Origin of the sequence: Aeromonas sp. S5(2024), from assembly GCF_041403025.1 — a bacterium.
Lineage (GTDB): Bacteria > Pseudomonadota > Gammaproteobacteria > Enterobacterales > Aeromonadaceae > Aeromonas > Aeromonas hydrophila.
The window spans coordinates 101,476-118,339 of record NZ_JBGLRI010000014.1; the positions used below are offsets into that span (position 1 = coordinate 101,476).

Sequence of the window (16,864 nt, forward strand, 5' to 3'; positions counted from 1 at the left end):
TTTCTTATGATTTTGATTTTTAAGAGTTTTGGTGCTTTTCTTATCTAGATGGCGTGTCCCTCTGACGGGGGAGGATGGGAGGGGTTGCCGTGTTGGAATGAGCACAAGAAAAAATAGAGATTCAAAAGAATATATTGCTCTGTAAGTATTTGATGAGCATAAACAAAAATATCAGATAAAAATGAATGAGGAGCGAAGAGAGGCGTCGTTACTTGAACTGCGTAACATATCATTAATATTCAAGCGCCATATGGTACACGTGCTGACTTTGTAGTTAATATACGTTGAATCAAATGGAGTAATGACAGGAAAGTATATGGCAAAAATATTGGTAGTAGATGATCACCCCGCCATCAGAATGGCTGTAAATATCCTGCTGAAGCAGGACGATCATCATATTGTTGCCGAAGTTGATAATGGTGTTGATGCAGTTTCGATGGCGCGGAAATATCAGCCTGATATGGTCGTTCTGGATATCGGGATTCCCAGGCTGGACGGCATTGAGGTGATCAAAAGACTGAAAGAGATGGATGCTGATATCAAGGTGGTCATATTGTCGGCACAAGCCACGCATCATATTATGGTGCGTTGCCTGCAAGCCGGTGCCAACGGTTTCATATCCAAGCTGGATGATCTTTCCTTGCTGAAAACTGTGCTGGTAAAGATAGGGAAAGGTCAGCTTTATTTCCCTCGCGATGTGATTGCTGGCGCCAAGAATGCCCATGAAGTCGATCGGAAAGATCTCTTGTCGGCACTCTCGGATAGAGAGATGAGCGTCTTGTTGCAGATATGCCAGGGGCACACCAACAAGCAGATTGCAGAGAGCATGCTGCTCAGCGAGAAGACGGTCAGCACCTACAAGAGTCGGCTGATGCAAAAGCTCAATGTCACCACCATGGTTGATCTGATCAGCCTGGCCAAGCGTCAAGAGTTGCTGTGACCATGAGGCATTGGTTTGCAGCTCTGCTGGTCTGTTGCTGTGCTTCATGGGCTTCGGCTCATGAGCTGGCGGCGCCCTATCTGCATGTCTATGCGCGCAATGACAGCGAGTACCTTGAGAAGCAGACCCTGCCGCTGCATGCGGAAGATTGGCTGTGGTTGAGAAATCGTGGCCGGTTGGTGCTCGGGGTACCCATGCCCGACAATCCTCCGATGGACATCACCCTGCGTGCCAATGCTTACGAAGGCGTCACCGCCGACATTGTCGGCATGCTGAGTCATCTGTTGCGTGTCGAGATCGTCGTAAAGAATCTGCCGTCTCGCGCCGCGGCCATTGCTGCGCTCAAGCGGGGAGAGGTCGATCTGCTGAGTACCTCCAATGCCTATGAAGAAGAGCAGCAATTATTGTTGACCGATAAATATATGCCGGATGACCCGGCCATATATAAAAATATACACGTAAAGGAGCGTGATATAAGAACGGTGGCCGTCCCGGAGTATTATCTGCCGGCGCTCGATGTGATGCGCTATCTGCCCAAGGTTCAGATAAAAATGTATTCCTCCCGTTATAGCGCACTTTCTGCGGTTGCATATGGCCAAGTCGATGCCGTCATGCTGGACATGATTTCCGGGAACTTCATCGTCAATAAATTTTATCAAGACAGCATTCAATTACTGAAGCCTCTTTATATAGACACCCATGGTTTTTCTTTTTCGCTGGAAAGGAAAAATCAGCGGCTTAAAAAAATCATCAATATTGCGCTGGATGAAATTCTGGAAGGCAAGCGGGAGGAAATTGCCAAACGCTGGAATGGCGGCGGCCTCTCTATCGGGGCCAGCAAGGTCGAGCTGACCAGCGAGCAGTGGGCCTGGCTGGGTCAGCAGAAAAAAATCCGGATGGCCGTCAACAGCGGGGTGCCGCCGCTGAGTTTTCTCGACATCAATGACACCTTGCACGGGGTGGTGGCCGATTTGCTGCAGGTGTTGCGAGCGAAGCTGGGGGTGGAAATAGAGGTGGTGCCAGTCAAGACGCCAGGGCAAATGTTGCAGTTGCTGGAGGGTGGGCAGGTGGACATCGCGGTGTTGAGCCCATCGGAAGAGCGTCGCAGTCGTTACCTGTTCAGCCGTGCCTTTGTGCTCGACCCGCTGGCCTATGTGGTGGGGGTCCGCCATGAGGCGACGGCACCGGAGACGCTGCTCAAGACCGGTACGGTCGCCATTATCAAGGACTTCATCTCCGAGCAGGCGATAGAGGACGAGTATGGCAAGCTGACCACCAGAAAGTTCGAACGGATCGAAGATGCGCTGCGCTGCGTGGCGAGCGAGACCTGCGACGTGACCGTGTTGCCGTTGCGGGTCGCCAAGTACTACATCAACAGCAAGTTTCCGGACAGTCTGCTCATCACGGGCGAGTTGTTCGACTCCATCCCGATCGGGGCGGCGTTTGCTGTTTCGCCCAAGCAGCATATGTTGCGCGACATTCTGGATCGGGTGATTGCCATCATTCCGCCGGATGAGCTGGAGGGACTCTCCAACCGCTGGCGCGTCAGTACCCAGCAGGAGGCCATCACCTGGCAGGAGCTGGTGCGGGAATTTGGCGGCATCATTGCCTTGATCATGCTGCTGACCATCTGGATCGGCCTATGGGGCCTCTCTTTACACAAACAGGTGCGCCAGCGCCGGGCAGCCGAGATGGCTTTGAGTGCCCAGCTCAAGTTCATCGAAGATCTGGTGGACGGCACACCCCATCCCATCTACGCCAGAGATCGAGAGGATCGATTGGTGCTCTGCAACAGCACTTATGCCAGCTTCTTTGGCGAGGAGAAGAGCCGCCTGCTGGGCTCGACCATGGCGGAGGATGTGCAACGCTGGCCTTTTCTGGCTCCCCTGTTCGAGGATTTGAGCACCGCGCGTACGGTACGCTGTGCCAGGCAGGGGGATCATCGCCTCTCCATGGCGACGGGGTCCGTGGCCGTTTATCACTGGGTTCAGCCCTACTATGACCTGGAGGGAAATGTTCAGGGCGGAATCGGTGGCTGGATCGACGTGAGCGAGCGGCTGCGTCTGCTCGAAGAGCTGGCTCTGGCCAGCCAGGATGCCCAGGAAGCCAATCGTGCCAAGTCGACCTTTCTGGCCACCATGAGCCACGAGATCCGCACGCCCATGAATGCCATCATTGGTTTGCTGGAACTGACCCTGCGCCGCGATCGACTACATGAAGAGGACAAGACCTCACTCTCCATCGCCCATGGTTCGGCCAGGGATCTGCTGAGCCTGATTGGCGATATTCTTGATATATCCAAGATCGAGTCCGGCCGGCTTGAACTGAGGCCGGAGCCCCATGAAATCACGGCGCTGACGGCCTCGGTGGTCACCGTATTCACTGCGCTGGCCAGACAAAAGAACCTGCAACTGGAACTCGCCGCCGGCGAGCCCCGCTGGGTACAGATTGATGGCATCTGCTACAAGCAGATCCTCTCCAATCTCATCAGCAATGCCATCAAGTACACCGAGCAGGGATCGGTGCGGGTCGAGTTGCAATCAAAAACCAGCGACGGCTGGTGTACCTTGCAACTGGTGATCCGGGATACGGGCATAGGGATTGCGCCTGCGGAGCAAGCCAGGCTGTTTCAGCCTTTTGGTCAGGCCAGGCAGCCCGAGCACATCCAGCGCTCCGGTACCGGTCTCGGACTGATGATCTCTCGCTCGCTGTGCGAGTCGATGGGAGGCTCGCTGCTGCTGGAGAGCGAGCCCGGCCACGGCACGTGCATCAGCATCGAGATGAAATTGCCGCTGGCGAGCGCGGTCGAATCAGTCACGCCCGTGGCATTGGGCACGATGACAGGGCATCACCGGCGACTGCGGGTCATGATAGTGGACGATCACCCCACCAACCGGCTGCTGGTCAGCCAGCAACTGGCATACCTCGGGCATGATGCCACGGCGGCCGAGTCGGGGCGCGAGGCGCTGGCACTGTCTGCCAACACACCCTTTGACGTGATGATCACCGACTTCAACATGCCTGGCATGAGCGGCTTTGAACTGACCCGCCAGTATCGGGCTCTGGAGCTGAGCCGGGGTACGCATCGTTGCCTCATCCTGGGGTTGACGGCGGATGCCCGCCAGGAGCAGGTGAGCGAGGGGCTGACTGCCGGCATGGACGACTGTCTGTTCAAGCCGGTAGGGCTGGAAGAGCTGGAGCGCTGCCTGTGTCGCCACATGCAGCATGAGGAGCGGCGGGAAATCGAGCGCTGCGTGCAGGAGATCAAGCAGTGTCTCGGACCCTTGACCGGCAATCAGCCTGCGCTGATGCTGCCCTTGTTGCATGAGTTTGTGCGGGCCAGCGACGATGACCTGCTGGGCCTGCAGCAAGCCGCAGAGGGCGGTGAACTGGCCCGTTTTCTCGACTATGTGCACCGTCTGAAGGGCGGGGCCAGGATCATGGGGGCGATGACGCTGGTTGCGGTGTGCGGTGAGATAGAATCAGGCGGGATCGCGCCGCAGGGATTGCCGATGGCATTGCGGCAGTTGCAGCATGCCTACGGGATCGTCAGGCAGGCCATGGTGCAAATGCAGGCCGAGCCGGAATGAAAATGAAGGCATGCCGGGCATGCCTTCATGGATGGTCAACCGTGCCAGTAGACCAGCAGCTCATAGGCTGCTTCGCCAGTCTGGTCCGGTCTGGCGGCCGGAGCCAGATAGCTGAGGAAGTAGCGGGTAGCCTGGGTCAGGGGCAGGGCATGGTGTCGCGGCAGTGGCTGGCCGTTGAGCGCCAGCTTGAAGTCGGTGCCGGCCTGTTCGGGCAAACTGGCATACAGGGTGCGAGCCTGCAATTGGTAGGTGGTGTTGAAATCCGGATTGCTGACGTTGATGGCCTCGGCCTGGACCGGGCTGGATGTGGAAACGGAATTGACCGGTTGCTGGCCTGGGTGGGTGAGCGAGATTTCCATCCCGGTGCTCTTGCTGGCGGTGGCAGGCCAATTGAGCTGATAGGTATGCGTGCCGGCCTGAGCCGCCATTGCGCAGCAACCAGCCAGTAGTGCCACCAGAACTCCTTTCTGAGACATATGATTATCTCCTGGATATCGAGGTTACCCCGCTGCCGGGGGTCACTCATCTATCGACCCGTCAGCGGCAAAGCTTAATCTGGAACCCACTATTCGGAATGAGCTGACACGGGATACGGGGTATGATCCCGCGCCTTGTCCTCCCTTTAGTCATAGATATGGAATCCCTGCTTTGCTCGAAAATCAGATGATGTTGTTGGCGGTGTTCGAACGGGCGGCGCTGATGTTGATGACCCTGTTCTTCCTGACCCGTACCCGGCCGTTCCAGCGGCTGTTCCAGAAGCGGGATCACACCCCGGCCGAGTTGGTGCTGGTGGCAGCCATCTTCTGCCTGTTTGCGGTGTTCAGCACCTACACTGGCATTCCGGTGGAGGGGGCCTTCATCAACGTGCGGATCATCGCCATCATCTCCGGCGGCATCCTGTTCGGCCCCTGGGTCGGCATTCCGGCCGGGGTCATCTCCGGTCTGCACCGCTATCTCATCGACATGGATGGCCACACCTCGATCCCGTGCCTCATCGCCAGCATCATCGCCGGCCTGCTCGCCACCTGGCTGCACCTGCGCTGTCGCAAGTCGCGGCTCTGGCTGTACGGCATTCTGGCGGGGATGTTGTGTGAAGGGCTCACCATGCTGCTCATCTGGCTGCTGACCGAGCCCCATGCGGTGGGGGTGGAAATCGTCAGCCACATCGCCTATCCGATGATCGCCGGGGCGCTCTGCATCGGCCTCATCATCAAGCTGGTGCAGGATCTGGATGACGAGAAGGAGCTGATTGCCGCCAAGCAGGCCAAGCTGGCGCTCGACATCGCCAACAAGACGCTGCCCTTCTTCCAGAACATCGATCGCCACTCCCTGAGCCAGGTGTGCGCCATCATTCGCAGCGAGATCAGCGCCGATGCGGTGGCCATCACCGATACCCGCGACGTGCTGGCCTATGTGGGGGTGGGCAAGGATTACTACGAGCTGGACGAGCACCACGCCATCAGCGACATGACCCAGCGGGCGGTGCTGCTGGACCAGATCATCATCAACAACGATCTGCGCCAGTATCACCTCTCCGATTTCCACTCGGTCATCATTATTCCGCTGCGGGAAAACGGCTCGGTGAGCGGTACCCTCAAGATCTACTACCGCCGCACCCACAGTATCACCAGCTCCCTCAAGGAGATGGCGGTGGGCCTCTCCCAGCTCATCTCCACCCAGATGGAGGTGTCTCGCATCGAGCAGCTCAAGGAGATGACCCGCAAGGCGGAGTTCACCGCGCTGCAGAGCAAGATCAACCCGCACTTCCTGTTCAACGCTCTCAATGCCATCTCGTCGCTGATCCGCATTCGCCCCCAGCAGGCGCGCCAGCTGATCGCCAATCTGGCGGACTACCTGCGCTACAACCTCAACAAGGGGGATACCCTCATCGACATCCAGGAGGAGCTGCAGCAGGTGCGCGACTACGTGGCCATCGAGCAGGCCCGCTTCGGCGACAAGCTGGAGGTGGTATTCGAGGTGGACGACGTGCACATCCAGGTGCCGAGCCTGCTGTTGCAGCCGCTGGTGGAAAACGCCATCCTGCACGGCATCCAGCCCCGCAGCGCGCCGGGTCGAGTCACCATCGAGGTGAAGCAGCTGGCGGGCGGCATCCGGGTGGCGGTGCGGGACACCGGTTACGGCATCAGTCAGGAGGTGATCGACGGGGTGGCTGCCGGTCGGGTGGAGAGCCGCAGCATCGGCCTGATGAACGTGCATCAGCGGGTCAAGCTGCTCTATGGCGATGGCCTGCACCTCAAGCGGCTGGAGCCGGGTACCGAAGTGAGTTTCTATCTGCCGGATCAGGAGTCGATGCCATGCTGAAGGCCATCATTGAGGAAGTTAAGTGTCTGACTCGCGAGGCGTTGCCATGCTGAAAGCCATCATAGTGGAAGACGAGTATCTGGCCCGGGAAGAGCTGGCCTACCTGGTGGGGCAGCACAGCACCATCGAGATAGTGGCGAGCTTCGAGGATGGGTTGGAGGCGTTCAAATACCTGCAGGATCACGAGGTGGATGTGGTCTTCCTCGACATCCAGATCCCCTCCATCGACGGCCTGCTGCTGGCCAAGAACCTGCACAAGTCGAGCCATCCGCCCCACATCGTATTCGTCACAGCCTACAAGGAGTTTGCGGTGGAGGCGTTCGAGCTGGAGGCGTTCGACTACATCCTCAAACCCTACAACGAGCCGCGCCTCATCAGCCTGCTGCAAAAGCTGGAGCTGGCGGGCAAGTCGCAGGCGGGGCAGGGGAGCGAGCCGGGCACGCCGCACAATCGCACCGTCAATCTGGTGAAGGGGGAGCGCATCATCGTCACCCCCTGCGAACAGATCTACTACGCGGAAGCCGACGAGAAGCTCACCTATGTCTACACCCGCGATGATCGCTACGTGATGACCATGACCCTCAGCGAGTTCGTCAGCCGGCTGCCCGCCGAGGGGTTCTTCCGTTGCCACCGCTCCTACTGCGTCAACATCAACAAGATCCGCGAGATAGTGCCCTGGTTCAACAGCACCTATCTCATCCGGCTCCATGACCTGCCGTTCGAGGTGCCGGTCAGCCGCAGCAACATCAAGGCGTTCCGTCAGCTGATGCGGCTCTGATTGTCATTCATTCCCGCCGATCTGCATTTCATGCCTTAATCGGTCGGCGGGAGTGGCGTCTTGCCTATAGTGGCCCCAGTTTCCTTAAGGCCATTGACCGAGACGCATCATGACCAAAGAGATGAATCGCACCCGCTACCTCACCCTGTTGGGGACCATCATCACCCAGTTCGCGCTGGGATCCGTTTACACCTGGAGCCTGTTCAACGCCCAGCTCTCCGACAAGCTGGACGAGCCGGTCAGCCAGGTCGCCTTTGCCTTCGGCCTGCTCAGCCTCTCCCTGGCGGTGGCCTCCTCCCTGGCAGGCAAGCTGCAGGAGCGGTTCGGGGTGCGCAACGTCACGCTGGGGGCTGGCGTGCTGCTCGGCATCGGCTTCTTCCTCACCGCCCACGCCAGCAACCTGGCGATGCTCTACCTCTGTGCCGGCATCCTGGTCGGTTTTGCCGACGGTACCGGCTACCTGATGACCCTCTCCAACTGCGTGAAGTGGTTCCCGGAGCGCAAGGGGCTGATCTCCGCCTGCTCCATCGGTGCCTACGGCCTCGGCAGCCTGGGTTTCAAGTACATCAACCTGCTGCTGCTCTCCAGCAACGGCCTTGAGACCACCTTCCAGCTGTGGGGACTGATCGCCATGTCCATGGTGCTGGTGGGCGGCATGCTGATGAAGGATGCGCCCAAGCAGGCGGCCGCCGTGCAGCAGAGCGAGAGCCGCGACTTCACCCTGGCCGAGGCGATGCGCAAGCCGCAGTACTGGATGCTGGCGCTGATGTTCCTCACTGCCTGCATGAGCGGTCTCTACGTCATCGGCGTGGCCAAGGACATCGGCGAGAACATGGTGGGCCTGCCGGCCGTGGTCGCCGCCAACGCCGTCGCCATCATCGCCATGGCCAACCTGGGCGGCCGGCTGGTGCTGGGCATCCTCTCCGACAAGATGTCCCGCATCCGGGTCATCACTATCGCCCAGCTGATCACCTTGGCGGGGATGGCACTGCTGCTGTTCGTGCCGCTCAACGCCAACCTGTTCTTCGTGGCGGTGGCCTGCGTGGCGTTCAGCTTCGGTGGCACCATCACCGTCTACCCCTCGCTGGTGAGCGACTTCTTCGGTCTCAACAACCTGACCAAGAACTACGGCGTCATCTATCTGGGCTTTGGTCTGGGCAGCATCATCGGCTCCATCGTGGCCTCCCTGTTCGGCGGCTTTATGGCGACCTTCAACCTGATCCTGGTGTTGCTGGTGGTGGCGCTGGTGCTCTCCCTCACCATCCGCCTGCCGGCCCCGGTATCGGTGGAGCGGGCCTGATCACCCACCCGTCGCAGCAAACAATGAAAAGACCCGGGCCTGGCCCGGGTCTTTTTTTGTGCGCGGCTAAGCGCTCAGCGTGGCGGTAGCCCCAACAGCTGGCGCACCCGGTGGCAGGTCTCTTCCACCGTCGGCCAGTCGGCGGCGGTGATGGTGACATGACCCATCTTACGGCCGGGGCGGGGTTCCCCCTTGCCGTACAGGTGCAGATGCACGCCGGACAGTGCCAGCAGGGCGGCCCAGTCTGGTGTGCCGGCCTGCCAGAGATCCCCCAGCAGGTTGAGCAGCATGGCGGGGCGCACGGCGATCCGCGCCGGCAGCGGCAGATCGCACAGGGCGCGCACCTGCAGCTCGAACTGGCTGCACTCGGCGTTGTCGAGGCTGGGGTGGCCCGAGTTGTGGGGGCGTGGCGCCAGCTCGTTGACCAGCAGTTTCCCTGCCACCAGGAAGAACTCCACCGTCAGCACGCCGACGTAGTCGAGGGCGGCGATCAGCTGCTCGGCAATGCGTCTGGCGTCGGCCTCCAGCGCCGGAACGTTGGCCGGGGAGCGAGTCTGGTCCAGAATGCCGCCGCTGTGCCAGTTCTGTACCAGCGGCAGGGCACCGATGGCACCGTTCGGGCTGCGGGCCAGGGTCAGGGAAAACTCACCCTCCAGCGCCAGCCGCTGTTCCAGCACACAGGGTACGCCGCTGACGGCCAGCGCTGCCGGCAGCTGGTCGGCGGCCTGAATGGTCCACTGACCTTTGCCGTCGTACCCCTCACGGGCGGTCTTGAGGATGGCGGGGAAGAGGGAGGCGGGCAGCGCTGGCAGCGGCTGGCCCGGCTGCAGGGTCTGGTTGGGGGCGACCGGGATGCCGGCTCTGCTCAAGAAGGCCTTTTCTTCACGGCGATCCTGACAGATGCGCACGGCACCGGCGGCCGGGCGTACCGGCTGGTACTGCTCCAGCAGCGCCAGGGCGGTGGCCGGCACGTTCTCGAACTCGCAGGTGACGGCGGCGCAGCGGCTGGCCAGATCGTGCAGGGCGGTAGGGTCGTCATAGGCGGCAACAATATGGTGATCGGAAGCCGCGCCGGCGATGCTGGCGGGATCGGGATCCAGTACCACCACCTTGTAGCCGAGGCGGTGGGCAGCCATCACGAAGTAGCGGCCGAGCTGGCCGCCCCCCAACATGCCGAGGGTGGCGGGTGGCAGTATCATGCCGGGTCCTCCAGCGTGAGGGCCAGCACCCGGTCACGCTCGTTGGCGCGAAAGCCGTCGAGCTGCTGCTGATAGCGGGGGGCATCGCCGTCTTGCGCGACGGAGAGCAGGGAGACCGCGAACAGGCCGGCGTTGGCGGCGCCCGCCTCGCCGATGGCGAAGGTGGCGACCGGCACCCCCTTGGGCATCTGCACGATGGAGAGCAGGGAGTCCATCCCCTTTAGCTGGCGGGTCGGAATGGGCACACCCAGCACCGGAATGGTGGTCTTGGCGGCCACCATGCCTGGCAGATGGGCGGCGCCGCCAGCCCCGGCGATGATGGCGCGCAGGCCACGTTCACGGGCGCTGGCGGCATATTCGAACAGCAGATCCGGGGTGCGGTGGGCCGAAACCACGCGCGCCTCATAGGGGACGCCATGCTCCTTGAGGATGCGGGCGGCGGCCTGCATCACGGGCCAGTCGGAGTCGGATCCCATTACCAGGCCGATCAGGGGAGGGGTATTCATGGCTATGACTCCTTGCAGTCAAACGTTTGTCTCTGGTTGGCAAAAAGAGCCGGCAAGCCGGCTCAGAATTTTTCGGGTCGCACGATTTCGACCGGTTGCAAAAAGGCGACCATGGCATAGTCGGGGTAGTAGCGACTCTGCAGGTGGGCGAGCAGGCGTTCCGCCTGTTCGCGGCTGCAGATCGCCTCCAGCCGGATGTTGCCGCTCTCGCTCCAGCTGGCGTTGCGCTCACCGTGGTCGCCGCGGCCTCTGGCATCGGTGATTGTGTAGCCGCGCAGCCCCTCGCGGGTGAGGGTGCGCAGCAGGGTGGGTTCCAGGTTCGCTTCCGTGATGACGGTGAGCAGGGTGCGGATCTCGGTCTGCATGTGGCTACTCCGTGAAGTGGCGGGCCCAGCTGTAGTAGAGCGGGATCCCCAGCATGATGTTGAACGGGAAGGTGACCCCCAGTACGGCGCTGAGCGACAGGCCCGGATTGGCCTGGGGCACGGCGATGCGCATGGTGGCCGGCACGGCGATATAGGAGGCGCTGGCCGCCAGGGTGGCCAGCAGGGTCAGGCCACCAAGGGAGAGCCCCATCAGCTGGCCGATCATCAGGCCCAGGCCAGCCGAGGCGAGCGGCATCAGCAGGGCGAAGCCGAGCAGGAACAGGCCGTGGCGGCGCAGGTCTTGGCACTGGCGGGCGACGATGAGGCCCATCTCCAGCAGGAACAGCGCCAGCGCCCCCTTGAACAGGTCGACGAACAGGGGTTTGAGCGGGGCGATCCCGTCGGGACCGGCCAGATAGCCGATGGCCATGCCGCCCAGCAGCAGGGTGACCCCCTTGCCGAGGAAGGTCTCATGGGCCAGCCGGCGCCAGCGGGTCTGCCGGCTCACTCCCTGGGCCAGCACGATGCCGACCAGGATGGCGGGGATCTCCATCACCGCCAGGAAGATGGAGAGCTGGGATTCGAAGCTGATGCCGCGCTCGGTGAGCCAGTTCACCCCGACCGCAAAGGTCGCCACGCTGACCGAGCCGTAGTGGGCGGCGGTGGCGGCGGCATCGACCCGGTTCATCTTGAGGCGCAGCACGGCAAACCCGGCCAGGGTCTGCAGCATGCCGAGCAGGATCACCAGTGCCAGTTGCGGTAATAACGGTTGCAGTGATTGCTGCGCCAGGCCGACGCCGCCCTTGAGGCCGATGGCCAGCAACAGGAAGAGGGAGAGAGTATCGTAGAGCGCGGGCGGCAGCTTGAGCTCGGAGCGCACCAGACCGGCCAGCAGGCCAAACAGGAAAAAGAGTACAACAACATCCAGCATGGGAGTTCGCAGGAGGCAATTCACAGGGTGGTTGCATGCTAGAGTGCAAGATGTTTCGATAAAATCAGATTTTGATTGATGATTGTTCGGTAAAAACTGATAAGGGGCCCGATGCTCAACTATAAACAGCTCTATTACTTCTGGCACGTGGCGCGCAGCGGGAGTGTGACGCGGGCCGCCGAGCAGTTGCACCTCACGCCGCAGACCGTCAGCGGTCAGGTGGCCGAGCTGGAGCTCTCGCTCGGGGTGGCGTTGTTCAATCGGGTGGGGCGGCGGCTTGCCCTGACCGCCGCCGGTCGTCAGGCGCTCGAACAGGCTGGCGCCATCTTCTCGCTCGGTGCCGATCTCGAGCATACCCTGCGCCATGCCAGCCAGGAGCTGACCATGCAGGTGGGGATCGCCGACTCCGTGCCCCGCACCCTGGCGTTCGAGCTGCTGGCGCCCGCCATGGCGCTGGCCACCCCGCTGCGGCTGGTGTGCCATGAAGAGCGGGCGGAACAGCTGTTCAGCGAGCTGGCCAGCCACAAGCTGGACATGGTGCTGATCGATCGCCCGCTCCCCCCCGACAGCGGGGTGCGCGGCTACAACCATGAACTGGGGCGCAGCCCGCTGGCGCTGTTTGCCAGCCCCGAGCTGGCCGCCAGGGCGCGGCAGGGCTTTCCTGCTGCCCTCGAAGGGCAGCCGCTGCTGATCCCGGGTGAGAAGTCGGCGACCCATGACAGCCTGCTGGCCTGGTATCGGCAGCAGGGCATCCATCCCCATCTGGTCGGCCAATTCGACGATTCGACCCTGATGAAGTCGTTCGGCAAGGCGGGGATGGGGATCTTTCCGGCGCCGCTGGCCATGGCCGACGAGATCGCGCGACTCTACGGTGTCGAACGGATTGCAACCCTGACCGAGGTGACGCTCTCCTACTATCTGGTGTCGGCCGGTCGTCACCTCTCCCATCCCGGTGTGCAGGCGGTGATGGAGGGGGCGAAGCAGCGGTTGGCTGCGCTGGGTGGCAAGAAATAGAAATCTGGATGGCTATACATCCACCTCTGCTCTGCCTATAATCCCTGCGCTTTGGCGCATCATGCTTAATAGGGAATCCGGTGAAAATCCGGAGCTGGCGCGCAGCGGTAAGGGGGAACGAAGCGACATCAGGGCACTGCCACAGGTGGGAAGCCGTCGCCGTAGGCCATCAGCCCCCCAGCCCGAAGACCTGCCAAAGTTCGTATTTCGGGCCGAGAGAAACCGGCCACGAAGTAGATGCTTACGCGAACTTAAGGATCTCTCATGTCCAAGAAATTATTGGCGGCTGCCCTGTTGCCAACGGCGGCCTTTGCCCAGACCACCATCCCCGTCAATCCTACCCTGGTCATCACCGCCAATCGGGTGGAGCAACCCATCAGCTCGGTACTGGCTCCCGTTGTGGTGATCGATCGCGCCGAGATCGAGTCCCGCCAGGTGCAGAGCCTGCCAGCGTTGCTGAAGACGCTGCCCGGTGTGCAGATCACCACTCTGGGTGGTCGAGGCCACATGAGCAGCCTGTTCATCCGTGGTACCAACTCCAACCATTCACTGGTGCTGATGAATGGGCGCCCCATCGCGGCCATGGTGGCCGGCACGCCGGATCTCAGCCAGATCCCGCTCGGCAATATCGAACGCATCGAGTACATCCGTGGCCCACGGGCGGCCGTGTATGGCTCGGACGCCATCGGCGGCGTCATCAACCTCATCACCAAGACATCCGCCAAGAATGGCAGCGAGACCCACCTGAAGGGCGGTGTGGGCAGCAATGGCTACGGCCAGGGCCAGCTGCGTACCGTGCAGGCTCTGGGCCAGCAGACCGACATGAATATGATGATCGGTTACGAGCGCACCGATGGGTTCGACGTGGTGGCCAATGCCCAGCAGCCGGATCGGGATGGCTTTGACAGCTTGAACGGCCAGTTCGGACTGAATCATGCTTTCAACGACGCATGGAGTGCCGACTTCAACGCCCAGGGCTATGACAACCAGACCGAAATGGATGATGCGTATCAGTCGGCCGATCAGAGCCGGGTGCAGGCGTTCCAGTACGATGGCGGTCTCAAGTATCAGAGTGGCGCGCTGAGCAGCCGGCTGGAGGCCAGCTACGGCGAGAACAAGCTGAAGAGCTGGCTGGAGAGCAAAGGGGAGTCCAGTGCGGAGCCCATCCACACCGGGCTGACCCGCTTCTCCTGGATCAACAGCTGGAGTGGTGTCGAGGGGCTCAACCTGACCGGTGGTGCCGACTGGCAGCAGGAGCAACTGAAATCCGATACACGCAGCTATGGTCAGGCATTCAATGCCCCGGATCGCGACAACACGGGTCTGTTCGTGGTGGGCAGCTACCGCTGGCAGGCTCTGCTGTGGGAGCTCTCTGGTCGTACCGATGACAACAAGCAATATGGCCGCCACAACACCTGGTCCGCTGCCAGCGGGCTGGATCTCGATGACAACCATAATGTGCGCCTGAGTTACGGCACTGCCTTCAAGGCACCGACCTTCCTCGATCTCTACTATCCGGGTTATGAGAACCCAGCGCTGAAGCCGGAAGAGAGCAAGAACCTGGAGCTGGGCTTCAACGGTCGCTACACCGGTTGGGATTGGTCGCTGAACCTCTACCGCAACCAGATCCAGAATCTGATTGCCTGCCAAAGCGCGTCCTCTACCTGCCGACCGGACAACACCGACGCCGAGATCCGCGGTGTGGAAGTGGCGCTCGGTCTGGAAACCGGACCACTGCGGCACGATCTGAGCTTTGACTACACCCGGGCCGAAGACAAGAACGACGGGGATCAGCAACTGCTGCGTCGTGCCAAGCAGAAGGCCAGCTGGCTGACTCAGGTACAACTGGGCCCGGTCGATCTCTCCACCGAACTGCTCTATGTCGGCAAACGGGATGACAAGAACTTCAGCAGTTTCCCGGCAGAGCGGGTTGAGCTGGGTTCCTACACCCTGATCAACCTGGGGGCGAGCTATGGGGTGACGCCTCAGTTCACGCTGGGTGGCCGCATCGACAACCTGTTTGATCGTGATTACGCCCCGGCCTATGGCTATGCGTCGGCAGGTACCGAGTTCAAGCTGACGGCGGATTACCGTCTCTGAGCGGCTGCGCTGCTTATATAAGAGAAGATAAAAAGCGAGGCCCCGCCATTGGTGGGGCCTTTTCTATTGGCGGTCGGCGGGAGTATGATCGCCGACTTGCAGCAAAGGGGAGCTCAAGTGGCCAATATTCTCGTGTTCGACTCCGGTATGGGTGGGTTGACCATCTACCGCGAGATCCGCCGTACATTGCCGGCACACAACTATATCTATTGTTTCGACAACGCCAACTTCCCCTATGGTGAGCTGAGCGAGGCCGCCCTCACCGAAGTCTGCACCAGGTTGGTCAGCCACATGGTGGTCGAGCATGCCATCGATCTGGTGGTGATTGCCTGCAACACGGCTAGCACCATAGCGCTGCCGTCCCTGCGTGCTGCCATGACAGTACCGGTCGTCGGCGTGGTACCCGCCATCAAGCCCGCAGTCGCGCTTACCCGTAATGGTTGCATCGGCTTGCTGGCAACCCCGGGGACCGTCAGCCGTGAATATACCCACGAGCTCATCGCCCAGTTTGCGCCGGGCAAGCGGGTGCTGCTCAAGGGAGCGACCGAGCTGGTTGTCGAGGCCGAGCACAAGCTGGCGGGTCTGCCGGTCAATATGGCGTTGTTGCGGGAAGTACTGGCAGACTGGCTGGAAGGGGAAGAGCATCCGGATACCCTGGTGCTGGGCTGTACCCATTTCCCCTTGCTGGATGAAGAAATACGGCAGTTGATGCCTGCGTGCCAGCTGGTGGATTCCGGCAGTGCGGTCGCCAAGCGGGTGGCTCATCTGCTGGCCGGTTTGGTAACGACACCGACACGGCTGGAAGATGTCGGGGGTAAGGCCTATTGCACCCGGCTGGATGCCCAGACCCAGAAACTGACAGCCCCCTTGCAAGCTTGGGGGCTGTCATCACTCGAAGAGGTCAGGTTCTAACGGATTGCTGGCCAGCGGTCAGGCATCCACTTCACTGCCTTCTCGCTCATCTTTGTCCCGCTTGTCATTGGCTTCACGTACTTTAAGGGTACGCTGTTGATACTCCTTGTCGTTGAGTGCGGCGATCGCCTTGGCGGCATCGGCAGCGGGCATCTCCACGAAACCGAATCCTCTGCGCTTGCCGGTGGCCTTGTCCTTCATCAGACGGACCGAGATCACCTGGCCCTGCTCGGCAAACAATTCGCGCACGGCTATCTCATTGGCACGGTATGGCAGATTGCCTACATATAAGGTGCAGGTCTCCTGACTGGAGGCCAGTTCAACCACACCCGCCGGTGCACGGTTCAGGAACAGCGGTACCACGAAACCGCCGATGGCCAAGCCCACAGCAAAAATCACTTCGGCTTTCAAAGAAAACTGCAGGGCCTGGGCAACCAGATAACCAACCAGCGCCAACACCAGAGCAAGGATGGCTGCCTGCACATAAACGGGAAACTTGGATAAATTCATCTTTAAAGACCTTTTGTAAATGAAAGCAAAAAAGGTGCAACACTCTATTCACCTCCATGGTAACCAGCTTTCCAGCCGGGCGCTACCATGGACCACTTGGGACATATTATCCGTTCCAGTATGGCATCCCTTGAGAGGGGAAGATCCACCTAAATGATGATAAAACCGGTCTGAAATCATCGGTTTGTGGATAACATTGTATATATACACTGAGTAAGCTGTTTCTAATTGGATAATTTGAAGTTTCCGTGACTTTCTTCAAAAAAAGCCTTGTCATCGCGGCGCTGCTCCCTATAATGCGCCCCTACCAGCACGGCGGAACACGCCAACCTGATGAGCCAGCTTCCTTGCGAAGTGGGCGCCGAAAGAAAAGCGAAAACAATCGCTTGACTTTCGA

At 60.5% G+C, this 16,864-nt stretch carries 14 protein-coding genes and 1 riboswitch; of the genes, 8 read left to right on the forward strand and 6 right to left on the reverse strand.

Going from position 1 to position 16,864, the window contains the following annotated elements; genetic code table 11:
- The first annotated feature begins 316 nt into the window (after positions 1 to 316).
- Positions 317 to 940, forward strand: coding sequence for a response regulator transcription factor (locus tag ACB032_RS20860; RefSeq protein WP_139391323.1), 624 nt, complete (start codon positions 317 to 319; stop codon positions 938 to 940).
- A gap of 2 nt (positions 941 to 942) precedes the next feature.
- Entirely contained in the window at positions 943 to 4,530 is a 3,588-nt protein-coding gene (locus ACB032_RS20865) for an ATP-binding protein (RefSeq protein WP_371138671.1), read from the forward strand.
- 35 nt (positions 4,531 to 4,565) lie between these two features.
- Here ACB032_RS20865 and ACB032_RS20870 read toward each other — a convergent pair whose 3' ends face one another.
- Positions 4,566 to 5,006 (reverse strand): hypothetical protein, encoded by a 441-nt coding sequence (locus ACB032_RS20870; protein WP_101617823.1) that lies wholly within the window; start codon positions 5,004 to 5,006, stop codon positions 4,566 to 4,568.
- A 172-nt stretch (positions 5,007 to 5,178) separates the two neighbouring features.
- On the opposite strand from ACB032_RS20870, the gene ACB032_RS20875 reads away from it, so the two are divergent.
- The 3 genes from ACB032_RS20875 (at position 5,179) to ACB032_RS20885 (ending at position 8,930) form a co-directional block, all read left to right on the forward strand.
- Positions 5,179 to 6,852 (forward strand): LytS/YhcK type 5TM receptor domain-containing protein, encoded by a 1,674-nt coding sequence (locus tag ACB032_RS20875; RefSeq protein ID WP_371138672.1) that lies wholly within the window; start codon positions 5,179 to 5,181, stop codon positions 6,850 to 6,852.
- Between the two features lie 46 nt (positions 6,853 to 6,898).
- A complete protein-coding gene (locus tag ACB032_RS20880; RefSeq protein ID WP_042064388.1) occupies positions 6,899 to 7,630 on the forward strand; it encodes a LytTR family DNA-binding domain-containing protein in 732 nt (243 codons plus the stop codon).
- A gap of 109 nt (positions 7,631 to 7,739) precedes the next feature.
- Entirely contained in the window at positions 7,740 to 8,930 is a 1,191-nt protein-coding gene (locus ACB032_RS20885; protein ID WP_016348936.1) for an MFS transporter, read from the forward strand.
- A gap of 74 nt (positions 8,931 to 9,004) precedes the next feature.
- On the opposite strand, the gene ACB032_RS20890 is transcribed toward ACB032_RS20885, so the two are convergent.
- The 4 genes from ACB032_RS20890 to ACB032_RS20905 all read right to left on the reverse strand — a co-directional run bounded on the left by ACB032_RS20890 (position 9,005) and on the right by ACB032_RS20905 (position 11,931).
- On the reverse strand, positions 9,005 to 10,129 hold the full coding sequence (locus ACB032_RS20890) for a 5-(carboxyamino)imidazole ribonucleotide synthase (RefSeq protein WP_371138673.1): 1,125 nt from the start codon (positions 10,127 to 10,129) through the stop codon (positions 9,005 to 9,007).
- Complete coding sequence (purE, locus tag ACB032_RS20895) at positions 10,126 to 10,635, reverse strand: 5-(carboxyamino)imidazole ribonucleotide mutase (RefSeq protein ID WP_011704108.1); 510 nt, start codon at positions 10,633 to 10,635, stop codon at positions 10,126 to 10,128. The genes ACB032_RS20890 and purE overlap by 4 nt, the downstream gene beginning before the upstream one ends.
- Positions 10,636 to 10,697: 62 nt before the next feature.
- A complete protein-coding gene (locus ACB032_RS20900) occupies positions 10,698 to 11,000 on the reverse strand; it encodes a P-II family nitrogen regulator (protein ID WP_005306985.1) in 303 nt (100 codons plus the stop codon).
- Positions 11,001 to 11,004: 4 nt separating this feature from the next.
- Positions 11,005 to 11,931 carry a sodium-dependent bicarbonate transport family permease gene (locus ACB032_RS20905; protein ID WP_162516919.1) on the reverse strand — a complete coding sequence of 309 codons (927 nt, stop codon included), beginning with the start codon at positions 11,929 to 11,931 and terminating at the stop codon, positions 11,005 to 11,007.
- Positions 11,932 to 12,042: 111 nt separating this feature from the next.
- Here ACB032_RS20905 and ACB032_RS20910 point away from each other — a divergent pair, with 111 nt between their 5' ends.
- From ACB032_RS20910 to murI, 3 genes are all read left to right on the forward strand, one after another.
- Entirely contained in the window at positions 12,043 to 12,945 is a 903-nt protein-coding gene (locus ACB032_RS20910; RefSeq protein ID WP_201976210.1) for a LysR family transcriptional regulator, read from the forward strand.
- A gap of 35 nt (positions 12,946 to 12,980) precedes the next feature.
- Positions 12,981 to 13,158, forward strand: a riboswitch (cobalamin riboswitch).
- Between the two features lie 51 nt (positions 13,159 to 13,209).
- On the forward strand, positions 13,210 to 15,045 hold the full coding sequence (locus ACB032_RS20915; protein ID WP_024945455.1) for a TonB-dependent receptor domain-containing protein: 1,836 nt from the start codon (positions 13,210 to 13,212) through the stop codon (positions 15,043 to 15,045).
- Between the two features lie 117 nt (positions 15,046 to 15,162).
- Positions 15,163 to 15,957, forward strand: a complete 795-nt coding sequence (murI, locus tag ACB032_RS20920; protein ID WP_257689825.1) for a glutamate racemase — start codon at positions 15,163 to 15,165, stop codon at positions 15,955 to 15,957.
- 18 nt (positions 15,958 to 15,975) lie between these two features.
- Here murI and ACB032_RS20925 read toward each other — a convergent pair whose 3' ends face one another.
- On the reverse strand, positions 15,976 to 16,467 hold the full coding sequence (locus ACB032_RS20925) for an RNA recognition motif domain-containing protein (protein WP_371138674.1): 492 nt from the start codon (positions 16,465 to 16,467) through the stop codon (positions 15,976 to 15,978).
- Between the last annotated feature and the right edge of the window lie 397 nt (positions 16,468 to 16,864).

Bases quoted from the DNA above. Each gene is read 5' to 3' on its own strand.
- ACB032_RS20915 (WP_024945455.1), top strand. From the start codon at position 13,210: ATGTCCAAGAAATTATTGGCGGCTGCCCTGTTGCCAACGGCGGCCTTT.
- ACB032_RS20890 (WP_371138673.1), bottom strand. From the start codon at position 10,129: ATGATACTGCCACCCGCCACCCTCGGCATGTTGGGGGGCGGCCAGCTC.
- ACB032_RS20910 (WP_201976210.1), top strand. From the start codon at position 12,043: ATGCTCAACTATAAACAGCTCTATTACTTCTGGCACGTGGCGCGCAGC.
- ACB032_RS20925 (WP_371138674.1), bottom strand. From the start codon at position 16,467: ATGAATTTATCCAAGTTTCCCGTTTATGTGCAGGCAGCCATCCTTGCT.
- ACB032_RS20880 (WP_042064388.1), top strand. From the start codon at position 6,899: ATGCTGAAAGCCATCATAGTGGAAGACGAGTATCTGGCCCGGGAAGAG.
- ACB032_RS20900 (WP_005306985.1), bottom strand. From the start codon at position 11,000: ATGCAGACCGAGATCCGCACCCTGCTCACCGTCATCACGGAAGCGAAC.
- ACB032_RS20870 (WP_101617823.1), bottom strand. From the start codon at position 5,006: ATGTCTCAGAAAGGAGTTCTGGTGGCACTACTGGCTGGTTGCTGCGCA.
- purE (WP_011704108.1), bottom strand. From the start codon at position 10,635: ATGAATACCCCTCCCCTGATCGGCCTGGTAATGGGATCCGACTCCGAC.
- ACB032_RS20905 (WP_162516919.1), bottom strand. From the start codon at position 11,931: ATGCTGGATGTTGTTGTACTCTTTTTCCTGTTTGGCCTGCTGGCCGGT.
- ACB032_RS20885 (WP_016348936.1), top strand. From the start codon at position 7,740: ATGACCAAAGAGATGAATCGCACCCGCTACCTCACCCTGTTGGGGACC.
- ACB032_RS20865 (WP_371138671.1), top strand. From the start codon at position 943: ATGAGGCATTGGTTTGCAGCTCTGCTGGTCTGTTGCTGTGCTTCATGG.
- ACB032_RS20860 (WP_139391323.1), top strand. From the start codon at position 317: ATGGCAAAAATATTGGTAGTAGATGATCACCCCGCCATCAGAATGGCT.